This is a genomic window from Paenibacillus sp. Y660, from assembly GCF_057221575.1.
Window position 1 is genome coordinate 127,455 of the sequence record NZ_JBXBBJ010000011.1, and the last position, 13,860, is coordinate 141,314.

Annotated in this window: 10 protein-coding genes; 1 reads left to right on the top strand and 9 read right to left on the bottom strand. The window is 48.1% G+C overall.

The genetic code is table 11. The features are described 5' to 3' along the window. Nucleotides 1–109 precede the first annotated feature (109 nt). From AC2TDN_RS14970 to AC2TDN_RS15000, 7 genes are all read right to left on the bottom strand, one after another. On the bottom strand, nucleotides 110–1,762 hold the full coding sequence (locus tag AC2TDN_RS14970; RefSeq protein ID WP_484688555.1) for a cbb3-type cytochrome c oxidase subunit I: 1,653 nt from the start codon (nucleotides 1,760–1,762) through the stop codon (nucleotides 110–112). Nucleotides 1,763–1,776: 14 nt separating this feature from the next. After that, nucleotides 1,777–2,247 carry a cytochrome c oxidase subunit II gene (locus AC2TDN_RS14975; protein ID WP_482068846.1) on the bottom strand — a complete coding sequence of 157 codons (471 nt, stop codon included), beginning with the start codon at nucleotides 2,245–2,247 and terminating at the stop codon, nucleotides 1,777–1,779. A gap of 394 nt (nucleotides 2,248–2,641) precedes the next feature. Further along, entirely contained in the window at nucleotides 2,642–3,028 is a 387-nt protein-coding gene (locus AC2TDN_RS14980) for a cupredoxin domain-containing protein (protein WP_484688556.1), read from the bottom strand. Between the two features lie 67 nt (nucleotides 3,029–3,095). Next, entirely contained in the window at nucleotides 3,096–3,506 is a 411-nt protein-coding gene (lpdD, locus tag AC2TDN_RS14985) for a prenylated flavin chaperone LpdD (protein ID WP_484688557.1), read from the bottom strand. Beyond that, complete coding sequence (locus AC2TDN_RS14990) at nucleotides 3,472–4,443, bottom strand: NAD(P)H-dependent flavin oxidoreductase (protein WP_484688582.1); 972 nt, start codon at nucleotides 4,441–4,443, stop codon at nucleotides 3,472–3,474. Before AC2TDN_RS14990 ends, lpdD begins: the two co-directional genes overlap by 35 nt. A gap of 89 nt (nucleotides 4,444–4,532) precedes the next feature. Then, nucleotides 4,533–5,243 carry an iron-sulfur cluster repair di-iron protein gene (ric, locus tag AC2TDN_RS14995; RefSeq protein ID WP_484688558.1) on the bottom strand — a complete coding sequence of 237 codons (711 nt, stop codon included), beginning with the start codon at nucleotides 5,241–5,243 and terminating at the stop codon, nucleotides 4,533–4,535. A gap of 212 nt (nucleotides 5,244–5,455) precedes the next feature. Beyond that, entirely contained in the window at nucleotides 5,456–5,953 is a 498-nt protein-coding gene (locus AC2TDN_RS15000; RefSeq protein WP_484688559.1) for an SPASM domain-containing protein, read from the bottom strand. Between the two features lie 617 nt (nucleotides 5,954–6,570). Here AC2TDN_RS15000 and AC2TDN_RS15005 point away from each other — a divergent pair. Beyond that, nucleotides 6,571–7,650, top strand: a complete 1,080-nt coding sequence (locus AC2TDN_RS15005) for an Mrp/NBP35 family ATP-binding protein (RefSeq protein ID WP_482068840.1) — start codon at nucleotides 6,571–6,573, stop codon at nucleotides 7,648–7,650. A gap of 107 nt (nucleotides 7,651–7,757) precedes the next feature. Here the strand turns inward: AC2TDN_RS15005 and hemY are convergent, their stop codons facing one another. Together hemY and gltB are read right to left on the bottom strand one after the other, a co-directional pair. Continuing rightward, a complete protein-coding gene (gene hemY, locus AC2TDN_RS15010; protein WP_484688560.1) occupies nucleotides 7,758–9,188 on the bottom strand; it encodes a protoporphyrinogen oxidase in 1,431 nt (476 codons plus the stop codon). Nucleotides 9,189–9,214: 26 nt separating this feature from the next. Then, a complete protein-coding gene (gene gltB, locus AC2TDN_RS15015) occupies nucleotides 9,215–13,819 on the bottom strand; it encodes a glutamate synthase large subunit (RefSeq protein ID WP_484688561.1) in 4,605 nt (1,534 codons plus the stop codon). Nucleotides 13,820–13,860: the final 41 nt, after the last annotated feature.

Genomic DNA, 13,860 nt, shown 5'->3' on the forward strand with positions numbered 1-13,860 from the left:
TTATCACATCAAGGCCGATCCGTGATTAGTGTTCAAAAAAAAAAAAACAATTTCTCCTCAGCTATCAGAAGAAATTGTATATATAGATGATCATGATCCTGTTGTCTTCCTACCAGGTGATCCACGGCTTCGAGCCTGGTCCCGAGCTGTTCAACATATCAATAAACGGGATCGCATACGCGAATAAGATCAAGATAATCAGCAATCCCATCCATACCCGCCACCGTTCAAATAATTTTGGGGTTTGCTCTGCGGTTTCCATTGCCTCGCCGATCGGGTACTCCGTAAAACCTTTAGGAGCTCGCAAAAGGGCAACCACGTTATAGATCATGAGTAAAACGGCAATAAATAAGATTGTACCTCCAATAGCCATCACAACGTGATAAGGCATCCACAATAAAGCGTCGGGGTGATCCTGATACGTCGTATACGCGGTACGCCGCGGTGATCCGAATAGCCCAACCGTATGCATCGAGCCGGACATGAAGAACATGCCTGCGAGCCAGAGTATCGTTTGAATGATACCTAAGCGATTCATTCCCGGCGTAAGCACCCGATTGGTAATCGCTGGAATTAGCCAGTAAGCAATACCGAAGAAGGTAAGCGCCACACTGGTTGCAACCGTCAAATGGAAATGGCCTGTGACCCAAAGCGTATTATGCACGACTCCGTTCATCTGATTGCTTGCGTTGATGATCCCGCCTGCGCCTGCCGGAATAAAGATCAGCATCCCCATAAAAGGAGCAAAGAAACGCACATCCTTCCAAGGCAGTACCTTAAGCCAACCAAACAAGCCTTTTGTTCCTTTTGACCTGCCGTTCAGCTCGAATGTCGCGAATAATGAGAATGCGGTCATGAGCGAAGGGACGACAACCATAAAAGTCAGTACGACCTGAATGTATTTCCAAAGCGGTGAAATGCCGGGCTCCATGAGCTGATGATGAAAACCGACGGGAATCGAAAACAGCAATAACAGCAAAAAAGAGAGCCTTGCAAGCGCATCACTGAAAATTTTGCCTCCAATTATTTTAGGAATAATGACATACCAGTAAATATAGGCGGGCAGCAGCCAGAAATAAACTAAAGGATGTCCAAAATACCAGAACAAGGTGCGGCTGACCATCACATCTATTTTATCTACCCATCCGAACGACCAAGGAATAAATTGCAGGAGCACCGTGGCCGCTACACCAATCGTCGCAACAAGCCACATTAGCATCGTTACAACGGCCATGAATGAAAACAAGGGAGACAGTTTCCCCTGATGTTTCTTTCTCCAGCAGCGATATTGATGAAAGATACCGAAGCCGCTCAGCCAGCTGCCCACCACAACGAGAGCTAGCGCAATATAAAAATACGGAGAAGCCTTCATCGGAGCATAAAACGTATAGAGGACCGTCGCTTTGTTGAGCAGGATTACAATCGTAGCGATCGCCGTTCCTATCGTCATGAGTAGAAAACCCGCCCAACCGAGCCGTCTCGCTAGAGGGAGAAGCTTTCCACCCAGAGTCTTAGCCACACCCGAATACAAAAATCCAATAATGAAAAAAGTCGTGAAAATTAACGCCATTAAAACGCCATGCGCAGTAAGCAGCTGGTAGTAGCCAATTCCGGCAGGAAGCGTAATCATGCCGCCTCGTACTAACCCCTGCAGCACCCCGGCTATGCCTCCTAGAAGCAGTGCGCTGAACGCCACAATGAGATGCGCGAGAACAATATTCGAATCTCTGCGGTCAAAGCCTGTAAGACTCTGTTGAAGCATCTTGATCATCCCTTCTATTTCACTATAATCGTTGTGGACATATATTCGTGTCCGGCTCCGCAATACTCATTGCAAAGGATCAAATATTCGCCCGGTTTGTCAAAGGTATAGCTCAAATGGTTGACCTCGCCCGGAACAACCATCATATTCACATTTGTCCCCGGAATTTGAAAGCCATGAACGACATCGCTGCTCGTAATTTGAAAATGAATCGTCGCTCCTGCAGGCACTTCCAGCTTTTCCGGCTTGTACCCGAATGCAAACGCCACCATGTAGGCGTTATACTCGTTCTCTCCGATCCTCTCTAAGCCAGGGTTATCGAAAGGAGCCGTTTCATCCACTTTCTCCGGATCGATCGAATGGTGATGTCCGGTCGGTGGCTGCATGCCCATCGCAAATGCGCCTACCCCTATTACTCCAAGGAACACAATGAGCATCGTGATCCCAAACATGATCCAAATTTTCTCCAACCGATGAATATGCATGTTTCATTACCCCCTATATAAAAATAATATAAATACGCTAAGCCATGTGACGATAAGAAAACCTCCCAAAAGCATTACGGATACAAACGTTCCCTTAAGTGAATGTTCTTCGTGAGATTGCAATGGCTTCGGTTTCTTTCCCATCCTGTATACCCCCGTTTCCAACTTTTTTTCGTTGTAATTATTGTACGTTCAACGATGTCTCGGTATCTGTGATAATGATCACAAATGCTCTCAATTGTTTGTGTCTTTTTTATTGCGATTGCCGTCAAAAAACAGCCCCCACCACGCGAACATGATGAGGGCAGACGTATACAGCAGCTATTGTTGTTAAAAAATCGGCATGCAAGCGGCGAAACATGCAGGAAGGCGGCGTCCTCACTTTCAACGCTATTTATTCAACAATTAATTTACCGGTCATTTTATTATGGCCCGCCCCGCAGAAAATCGAACATATGTAAGCAAACTCTCCGGTTTTGTCGGCAACAAACGAAATGGTTTTATTGCCTTGCACTTCTTTCTTATAGCCTTCCACTACAACGGCATGATTACCTTGCGAGTTTTTTAGGGTCAGCTTTACTGTATCGCCTTTGTTTACCTTGATTTCTTTTAGATCGAATTCGAAATTTTTGGCATCGATCGTAAACTCCTTCACCGCTCCGCTTACGTTAGTATTTGCATTTGTATTCGTTTCTCCCTTGCTCTCCTCCGCTTTGCCGCATGCTGACACAATCAATACGACTGCAACGATTAGACACATAGCCAACATCCACTTCTTCATCCTGTTCTCCTCCTGTAATTTAAGCTAAGAAGGCTTATAGCCCTTCTTGGTCTGTGAATTAACCTCATTATAAGTAAACGACTCGCTTCTCACTATGATCTTTATCACACTGCCACTCACTACAATCAAGCAGTTGCTTCATCTTCGCTCTAGCTTCTTCAACGATGGCCTCAATGTCCCCCCTTGCGGGAGAATCCAAATGGATACCGACCAATACAGCAACTGTATGGCCTATGGCAAGAGCCGCCGTCTCTGCCAATTCGGACGCCAGGTCCCCCTCACGATGGCCGGGAAGCGAAAGAACATTTACAATGGCATGCTTATCATCCGATACATACGCTGTTGCTACTGCTCCGATGTGGGCTGCACCCCCTGTAACAAGAAACACGATATCCTGTCCCATAGCAGATAATTTGATTTCAATCGTATCCGATCGTTTCGAGCTAAGCTGTTGGGCAAACGTTCTCGAGTCCTCCATGAATAGCCAACTCATATTCTTTTATAATATTATCAACTATGACTTGTACAGGTAATATATCTTTTATTTCGTGAACTCTAGCGCCGGCAAAAACCAGCCCGGTATCCGTATCCCCTAAGGTCGTCTTTATGAGGGAATCCAATGTGCAAAATTGATAGGAACAATGTTTAAGGCAGTCATAGCACTTAGCAATCTTTAACTTTTTACCTCCGCTGATCAATGCCGTAAATTGATTTTTAATCGCCCGACCTTGCAAACCAACCGTAGTTTTCACGAGTACGGTATCACCCTCATTACAATCTACATACTTTTGCTTCACTGACTGATGCGCATCGCATTCGATGCTCGCGACAAAACGGGTTCCGATCTGTACTCCGGCAGCACCCATTTGAATAGCTTTGGCTACATCCTGTCCATAAAGTATGCCTCCGGCAGCGATAACAGGAATATTCACGGCCTCTACCACTTCTGGAAGAATATCAAACAAAGGCCTGTCCGTCCCCAAATGTCCACCCGCTTCACAGCCTTCTACGACTACAGCAGAGGCACCTAATTTTTCAGCTAGCTTTGCCAATTTGGCTGACGACACAATAGATATGATGGGTACATTATAATCCCTCCCCCATGCATACATATCTCGGGAAAATCCGGCTCCGGAAATAATAAAATCCACCTTTTCTTCCATGGCAGCTTTTATCGTTTCTGCAAAATCATTCATCGCAAACAACACGTTAACTCCTATATAACCGTTGCCATTTGTAAGTTCCCTTGCTTTACGGATATGGTTTCTCAATTCCTCGATAGGAATTGCTGTTCCAGAAATAATACCGATTCCTCCAGCATTTGCTACAGCCGAGGCCAATCCGCTTAAGGAGATACGTACCCCCATTCCCCCTTGGATAATCGGAAATTTTGGTCTCATATGTGCAATTTGCATTTGTGGAATGTTCAATTGCCTTTACCTCCCATATATTCCTTATTGATAAAAATGGAATAGAGCCGACCCATTGATCGGCTCTATTCCATTTATATATTTTTTTCCAAACGAGGAAATAAGATGTTATTCTCCAAATGGATATGCTCAAACAAATCCAATTCGAGCTCCTCCAGCTTTTGGAAGGCTAGCGTATAGGTTCGGCATGCCTCAGCCGGCAACTCATATTGATTTGTTATTTCTCTCATTTCCTTCAGAATATTACCAACGCCGCTGTGATCAGCCTCAAGATCATGAATAGCTTGGACCGCTTGCTCTTGAAGATCCCCGGATGGACTTTCTTCATATTGCCTGATTAGAGGGAATACAACCTCCTCCTCAGCAATTAAATGCTGCTCAAGCTCCATTTTCATTTCATGGAAGAGTCTGTGCAATCTGGAAAGCACATCTCCCTGTGTAGAGCCATGAACACGAAGAATCTTGGTCGTAAATTCGCTTAACAACGGAAGTTCTTTTTGCAGATAGGCATGATGCGTATTTATCACATACTCCATTAATTCGCTAGAAGACTTTTCGCGCCAATCCACGCTGCGATCTTTGTTTTTATTTGCCTCACGGTAATTCTGATTAAGCTTTTCAAGAAATAGATCTTCCTTCGTATCCTGTTGTCGAAGCACTTCTAACAATGAACGATTTCCACCGCAGCAAAAGTCAATGTTGTACTCCTTAAACAAGTTACTGGCACCAGGGAAACTTGTTACAATATCACCGATCTTCTCAGTACCATTAAATGATGTTAGCATCGCACACCTCCAAATGAGTTCAAAAACTAAATTCCTGTTAAGCGTTCGCTTATATTCTGATTATAGCCTGATCTATGTATCGACTCTGTGATAGGCATCACATCTTATACGGTTAAATTTCCCGGTACAGATTTAGTCAGTATTCCCGTATTTTTTGCTCCAACCGGAGAAATTGCAGGGCGAATAACGCGCATGTTTAAACCTCCTAACCCTTATCGATGATTTTCCCAGATTAGCTTTAACACTTTTTTGATTTGTCTTTTTTCGAAAGGGCACGGTCGCGATCCTGTCCTCATTCTGTACAAAGGACAATGATTCCCTTGGCAAGCGGGTCGGTAAAAGCAACTGCGGCAATGTTCATCCTGCTCTTCACCTGAGGTAGTCCACAGCGCCAGCTTATCGTAATCCAGGTAAGCGGTTCCATCGGAATGCAAATGACCGATTTGATTCGAATCTTCCTCTAGAGCCACGGTACATTTATACAGCTTTCCACTAGCAAACTCCCACATCTTTAAGTTCGCCTTTTTTGGATCGCAGACAGGCAAGTGTTCAACATGGTTGCCGCCCCATCGCCCGACAGGCCGAAAAAAAACTTCAAATCGTTTGTCCCCGGAAAATAACTGGCTTATGATCCGCACAAGCTCCTTTATTTCATCTAAATTGCTCTGATCAAAATTGATTCTGATGTGGATTTCAAACTCATCGCTCAACTAGCGGATTGCCTTTAAATTACCGAATATGCGCGAAAAGGTCTTTCCTCCATTACGCAGAAACCTTCTGGCATCATGTGTAGCCTCGGGCCCATCAATCGTGATCATAAATCTCTTTATACTCCAGCTCAATAACTGTTGAAATACTTGCTGTGTAAGATAGTAATGAGCGGCCTGTTTTTCCACATAGTTTTGCAAGCCGGATTTAGCCGCATCCGTCATATTTCCTCTGAGGAATGACTCATAGCAATATGTACATCTGAAATTGCACGCTTCTCTGGCAACTCCCCTTCTACTCCTGAAGCTCTTAATGCTGCAAGAACCACAGGTATTTCTTCATCTGAAAAAGTTGCTATTCCACCTGTATAGCTATTGTAAACAATTAGTTCCTTACAATCTGAATATGTAATCACATTGAATCACGAAGGAACCCATCTCTTAAGGTCTGCTACCTGACCATTCATATTAATAATATGTTCAGCTCTCCTTCCTCTATTAGATTGGTTGGGCTGAGCCAACCATTCTAAAGTAGCACAATTCCAGCTCTAAATAAGTGACAGAAATCACATTCATTGTAAATTCCTGTTGATATAATGAGTGAAACGGGAGGTGCGATATTGATAACAAAAGATGAAGTTTTGGACGCCATACAGTATTTGAAAGATCGCAAATGGGATAGGAACATGCTCGACTTAAGCTTGATCCGTGATATTATGATTCGTGAAGATAGGGTTATGCTAACCGTTATTATTCCTGAAGATACCCCGCCAAAGATCAAGGCCATTTACCAAAACGAAATCTCTGAAGCTATAAAACCATTTAGCGATCTGAGCGTCCATATTCGATTTCGCATAATGTCACAATTGGAATGCTCAGAAATCGAAATGAAATTAGGTTCAAGCCGTGAACCAGCGGAAGCAACAGTCCAAGAAGAGAAAGATCAAGCGCTAAATAAGAGAAAAGATGTTCAGTTTATCACTATCGCAAGCGGCAAAGGCGGTGTAGGAAAGTCAACGGCGACCGTAAACTTGGCCATAGCTCTCACCAGAAGAGGGAAAAAGGTCGGCGTCATTGATGCCGATATTTACGGATTCAGCATCCCGAATATGATGGGGATCAAAGAACGGCCAAAGACCGTGGACAACACCATACTTCCAGTGGAACGTTGCGGTGTCAAAGTCATGTCCATGGGCTTCTTTGTGGAGAATAACTCCCCGGTAATTTGGCGGGGGCCGATGCTTGGCAAAATGCTTGAACATTTCTTTACCGACGTGGTCTGGGGGGAAATTGATTTTATCTTATTAGATTTGCCGCCTGGCACTGGCGATATCGCTCTCGACATTCACCAAATGCTGCCCGAAAGTAAAGAGATTATTGTTACTACGCCTAACGCTACCGCTGCTCATGTTGCAGCGAGAGCAGGAATGATGGCGAATAAAACAAACCATGAGATTTTGGGAGTCATCGAAAATATGGCTTATATGGAGTGCGGAAAGTGTGGAATCAAGGAGTATCCTTTTGGTCAAGGCGGCGGAGCGGACCTTGCCAGCCAACTGAAAACCAAACTGCTTGCGCAAATCCCGCTGGGTGTACAAGGCGGCCGCTCTTACGAACCGAAAGATGCGCCGTCCGTTTATAAAGAAGATAGCTCGATCGGGCGAATCTATTTGGATATCGCCGATCAAATTATGGAATAATGTAATCCCAATGGGAGTGGTATAATGAAGGAGAACCTAGAAGCGCTGCGCCTGGGTTCTCCTCGTCAGCCTCGTCATACAATTGGCCTTGCGACCGGCATCGCTTCTTACAGCGATTTCATATAGTTGAACATCTGCTCAGCTGCCTGCTTGCCCTGCCGGATACAATCGGGAATGCCAACGCCCTCATACCCCGCTCCGCAAAGGAATATTCCCGGCAGCTCGCATTCGAGCCCATGCCTTACTCTCTTCAATTGCTCAAGATGGCTTAACGGGTACTGGGGCATCGATTGCATTAATCTCGTTATTTCATGAAAAATAGGCTCTGCCTTTATGCTCATCATATCTTTCAGATCGCTGCGCACCTTTTCCAGCAGCTGTCCGTCCGTAAGCTGGACCCATTCCTGTGCTCCGGCACGGCCGACATAGGTTCTTATAAGCACTTTCCCTTTTGGCGCGGTATGAAGCCATTTCGAAGAGGTCCACGTACAAGCCGTAATCGTGCGGCCTTCACTGCGCGGCACGACAAATCCGGAGCCGTCTAGCGGGAAACCGATATCTTCGCGGTTAAAGGCCAGAACGATATTGGCTACCGATACATAAGGAATTTGTTTCAGCCACTTCAATGCCGGAAGATCCGGCAGCAGCTCTGACGTATGATAAGCAGGCGATGCCATAATCAAGCCGTCCGTCTTCATTTCCAGACCTTGCTCAAGTCTTACGCGATACCCCCGTTCTTCATCTCTGTCAATTCCGACAACCCTTTGTCCCGTAATAAGCTGCGAAGGCTGCAATACCTCGATCAGGCGATTGACTAACGTTTCCAATCCTCCCTTATAGGTCAGAAACATGCTTTTTCTTGCTATATCCGGCAGCTCGTTCAGAGAAGGATTCCTTTTTTTTCCTGACAGCATCCCTAATATGAGGCTTCTATGCTTTTGTTCCAGCTCATGAAACTGCGGAAATGTCGCTTTGAGGCTTAAAGCCCCCGTATCCCCTGCATAAATGCCAGCCAGAAGCGGCTCCGTAATATGCTCTAGCACCTCTTTTCCCAATCTCCGCTCTATGAAGGCGCCAAGCGATTCATCATTCCCCCCCTTTTTCCTCGGCAGCAGCAAATCGAGGGCGGCACGAGCTTTGCCGATCGGGGATATTAAACCCGTTTTTATAAAGGGAGCCACTTCTGTAGGGACGCCGAGTATAAGCCCCGGCGGCATGCGGTGGAGCCGGCTCTTATGCAAAATATAATTGGTCTTTGCTTTAGGATTCGTTGCCGTTAATTCATCCTCAAGCCCAAGCTCTCTTGTTAACGCAATGATCGGAAGCTTCCGCGACATAAAGGAATCGGGTCCTTGCTCGATTACAAAGCCATCCCGGTGCCGTGTTCGTATCTTTCCTCCCAGCCGGTCGCTTTTCTCAACGAGCGTAAGATCAAAGGGCATATGATGTTCCTCGAACAGTTTTTTTACATAGTAGGCAGCACTCAATCCCGTTATGCCTCCGCCGACAATGACGACTTTTTTACGTATGCACCCCATACAGCTTCCCTCCCTTATTTATGCTGTTAATTGCCCTTGGAACGGGCGAGCTCTCTAGCATTCGCTTCAAAAGCGGCCAAAAGAGCGTCATCTCCACTTAAGCCGGATTGCTCTGCCTTGCGAATTTGCTCAAGCATCCGTTTGTAGTCCTTCGGGATCACTTTGACGAAAGCATCCAGCGATGAATCCCACTTCTCAAGAACTCGCGAGCCCAGCTCGCTGTTTGTATACATCACATGACGTTCGATCAGGGTGCGCAAATCAGCGACGTCCCTCTCGTCCTCAAGACGCTCTAGCAGCACCATCTCCAGATTGCAGCGCTTATAAAAATCGCGGGATTCGTCTAGGATATAGGCAATCCCGCCTGACATGCCCGCCGCGAAATTTCGGCCGGTGCCGCCTAGCACGACAACGCAACCGCCTGTCATATATTCGCAGCCGTGATCTCCCACGCCTTCCACGACAATCTTCGAGCCGCTGTTGCGGACGGCGAAGCGTTCGCCCGCAATTCCTCGAATATAAGCTTCGCCGCTAGTAGCGCCATAAAACGCCGTATTTCCGATAATGACATTTTGCTCTGCAGAAAATGTTGCCTTGCTGGATGGCGCGACTATGATTTTACCGCCGCATAGTCCCTTCCCGATATAATCATTCGCATCGCCTTCAACCGACAAGGTAATCCCGCTCGGAACGAATGCGCCAAAGCTTTGTCCCGCGGAACCGGCAAAGTCGAATCGAATCGTATCCTCCGGCAATCCTTGCAGTCCGTAACGCCTGGTCACCTCGCTGCCCAGGATCGTACCGACCACGCGATTCACATTATGAATGGGCAGCATTTCCCTAACTCGTTCCCCTCTTTCCAGAGCGGGCTCGGCCAGCGGCAGCAGCCGCTGCATATCCAACGATTGATCAAGACCGTGATTTTGTTCTTGGATACAGTAGCGCTTAGCATCTTCGTGTACCTTTGGCTCATATAGCAGCCCGGTCAAATCAATGCCTTTTGCTTTATAATGATGAATGAGATTTTTGGTCTCGAGCTGCTCTACCCGTCCTACCATTTCGTTGACCGTACGGAATCCGAGCTCGGCCATAATCTCCCGTAATTCCTCTGCCAGAAACCGCATGTAATGGACAACATGAGCCGGATCACCTTTAAAGTTTTTTCGGAGCTCGGGATTTTGCGTTGCAATGCCCACCGGACAAGTATTAAGATGGCAAACCCTCATCATGACGCAGCCAAGTACGACAAGCGGAGCCGTTGAGAAGCCATACTCTTCGGCCCCCAATAAGGCCGCAATCGCTACATCATAGCCGGTCAGCATTTTACCGTCCGTTTCAATCGTAACCCGGTCGCGAAGCTTATTCAGCATAAGCGTCTGATGCGTTTCAGCCAGCCCAAGCTCCCATGGCAGACCTGCATAACGGATGGAAGCCATCGGGGAGGCGCCTGTTCCGCCGTCGCCTCCGCTTATCACAATAACATCCGCACGGCCTTTGGCAACACCCGCCGCTATCGTGCCTACGCCAACCTCGGATACGAGCTTGACGTTAAGGCGGGCGCGAGGGTTAGCATTTTTCAGATCGTGGATGAGCTCCGCCAAGTCTTCGATAGAATAAATGTCATGATGCGGCGGCGGTGAAATAAGTCCAACGCCCGGAGTTGAGCCGCGCACCTCCGCGACCCATGGATACACTTTGCTGCCGGGCAGCTGTCCGCCTTCCCCGGGCTTTGCGCCCTGCGCCATTTTGATTTGGATTTCATCCGCATTGACCAGGTAATGGCTCGTGACTCCGAACCGTCCCGAAGCAACCTGCTTGATCGCGCTGCGCTTCGAATCACCATTCTCGCTGCGCACGAATCTTGCAGGATCTTCGCCGCCTTCCCCGGTATTCGATTTGCCGCCGAGCCGGTTCATGGCGACCGCAAGGCTTTCATGCGCCTCCTTGCTGATAGAACCGAATGACATGGCTCCGGTTTTAAAGCGCGTCACGATCGACTGGGCCGGTTCCACCTCATCGATGGATATCGGTGGACGCAATGATTTAAAGCTGAGCAGCGATCGCAGCGTCATATTTTGTTTGTCCTCCCCTCTTACAAGCCGGGAGAACTCCTTGTACATCTTGTAGTCGTTGCTGCGGGCAGATTGTTGAAGCAAATGAACGGTCTGCGGATTGTACATATGGGCTTCCCCGTCTTTGCGCCACTGATATTCCCCGCTTGAGTCGAGCTCCGTCTCTTGGCCTTCCCGTACGCTAAACCCGTGCAGATGCTGCTTCAGCGTATCCTTCGCAATTACATCGAGGCCGATGCCGCCGATACGGGACGGCGTCCATGTGAAATATTCATCTACAAGCTCATTCTTAAGGCCCAGCGCTTCAAAGATCTGTGCTCCGCGATACGATTGAATGGTCGAAATCCCCATTTTGGATGTAATTTTAATAATGCCTTTCGTCACTGCTTTAATGAAGTTTTTGACTGCCGTTTCACGAGAGATAAAATGAAGGATTCCCTGACGGATCATATCATCCAGCGTCTCGAACGCCAGATATGGATTAACGGCATTCACGCCGTAGCCAAGAAGCAAAGCAAAATGGTGAACCTCATGCGGTTCGCCGGATTCGAGCAAAATGCTGACCTTCGTCCGGGTACCCTGCTTAATGAGATGATGATGCAGCGCAGAAACCGCGAGCAGGGCTGGAATAGCCGCATTGTCCTTATCGATTCCGCGGTCGGATAGGATCAGGATATTATGGCCTTTTGCGATCACACGATCGGCCGCTTCGCGCATTTGCGCCAGCGCCGTCCGCAAGCCCGCTTCACCATCGCTTGGAGAGAAATAAATAGGCAAAGTCATACATTTAAAGCCCTGTCTTCGTACATGCCGCAGCTTAGCGAACTCTTCATTCGATAAGACCGGTGTATCCAGGCGAATATGCCTGCAGCTCTCCGGCCCCGGATTGAGCAGATTTCGCTCCGGCCCGATAGTCGTATACGTCGACGTAATCATTTCCTCTCGGATGGCATCAATCGGAGGATTGGTAACCTGGGCAAACAGCTGCCTAAAGTAGTTATAGAGTCTTTGCGGGCGTTCCGACAGAACCGCGAGCGGAGCGTCATAGCCCATCGACCCGATCGGCTCCGCACCGCCGCGGGCCATCGGCTCAAGCACTTTTCGCAGCCCCTCGTATGAATAGCCAAATGCAAGCTGGCGCTGCCTTATCGTGTGATGCTCAGGCTCAGGTACCTCCGGCGCTTCCGGCAGCTCGCCTAGATCAATAAGATGCTCGCCAAGCCAGCTGTGGTAAGGCTGATCGGACACGATCTTCGTTTTCGCCTCCTCATCTGAAATGATTCGTCCCAGCTTCGTGTCTACTAGCAGCATTCGACCTGGCCTCAGGCGGTCTTTATACAAAATATTTTCCGGCGGAATTTCAACTGTCCCGGCCTCGGAACCTAGAATGATATGGTCGTCCTTCGTAACATAATAACGGGCGGGACGCAAGCCGTTCCGATCCAGCATAGCGCCTATTTGGGTGCCGTCCGTGAAAGCCATCGCGGCCGGTCCGTCCCACGGTTCCATGAGCGTGCTGTGATATTCGTAGAACGCCTTTTTCTCCTCGCTCATGCTTTCATCATAGACCCATGGCTCCGGTATCATCATCATTGCCGCATGCCTCAGCGGGCGCCCAGCTAGGTACAGAAACTCGAGCGTGTTGTCAAACATGGCCGTATCGGAGCCGTCAGGATGAATGACCGGCATTATCTTATCCAGATCCGCTCCAAAAAGCTCGCTTGCAAACAACGATTGACGCGCATGCATCGCATTTACGTTGCCGCGCAGCGTGTTGATTTCGCCGTTGTGGATCAAATACCGATAGGGATGCGCCCGCTCCCAGCTCGGAAACGTGTTCGTGCTGAAACGGGAATGAACTAGCGCTATGGCCGTCTCCACCAGCTCATCGTTTAATTCCAAATAGAACGAACGCACCTGTTCGGTCGTGAGCATGCCTTTATAAACGATTTTCTTGGAGGACAGGCTTGAAAAATAGAACATATCCTTTCCTTCCATAGCCGAGTATCTGATGTCCCGCTCCGCGCGCTTGCGAATCACATACAGCTTGCGCTCGAAAGCGAGTTCGTCATTCAGCTCCGGATGACGCCTGATGAACAGTTGCCGAATATACGGCATTGCGGCTTTGGCCGAATCGCCAAGCTTCCCGTTATTCACGGGTACCGTACGCCAGCCGAGCAAAATCTGGCCTTCCTCGCGAATGATACTCGCAAGCCGCTGCTCCTGCATATCGCGAGCCGCTTCATCCTGCGGCAGGAACAGCATGCCGACGGCATACTCTCCTTCCTCATCCAACACTATCCCCTGCCTGCTTAACTCGCGTTTGAAAAAGGCATGCGGAATTTGCAGCATGATGCCGGCGCCGTCTCCCGTATTCGGTTCACTCCCCTGACCGCCGCGATGCTCCATATTTTCCAGCACCGTTAATGCTTGGCGTATGATTGAATGCGACCTCCTACCCTTGATGTTCGCCACAAAGCCCATTCCGCACGCGTCTTTCTCAAACTGCGGATCATAAAGCCCTTGCTTTGGCGGTAAACCTCTATATGTCTTAACCATAGGCTGCAACCCCTCTATCCGGCGATTATTGTCTATACCCT

Bases quoted from the DNA above. Each gene is read 5' to 3' on its own strand.
- AC2TDN_RS14970 (WP_484688555.1), bottom strand. From the start codon at position 1,762: ATGCTTCAACAGAGTCTTACAGGCTTTGACCGCAGAGATTCGAATATT.
- AC2TDN_RS14975 (WP_482068846.1), bottom strand. From the start codon at position 2,247: ATGCATATTCATCGGTTGGAGAAAATTTGGATCATGTTTGGGATCACG.
- AC2TDN_RS14980 (WP_484688556.1), bottom strand. From the start codon at position 3,028: ATGAAGAAGTGGATGTTGGCTATGTGTCTAATCGTTGCAGTCGTATTG.
- lpdD (WP_484688557.1), bottom strand. From the start codon at position 3,506: ATGGAGGACTCGAGAACGTTTGCCCAACAGCTTAGCTCGAAACGATCG.
- AC2TDN_RS14990 (WP_484688582.1), bottom strand. From the start codon at position 4,443: ATGCAAATTGCACATATGAGACCAAAATTTCCGATTATCCAAGGGGGA.
- ric (WP_484688558.1), bottom strand. From the start codon at position 5,243: ATGCTAACATCATTTAATGGTACTGAGAAGATCGGTGATATTGTAACA.
- hemY (WP_484688560.1), bottom strand. From the start codon at position 9,188: ATGGGGTGCATACGTAAAAAAGTCGTCATTGTCGGCGGAGGCATAACG.
- gltB (WP_484688561.1), bottom strand. From the start codon at position 13,819: ATGGTTAAGACATATAGAGGTTTACCGCCAAAGCAAGGGCTTTATGAT.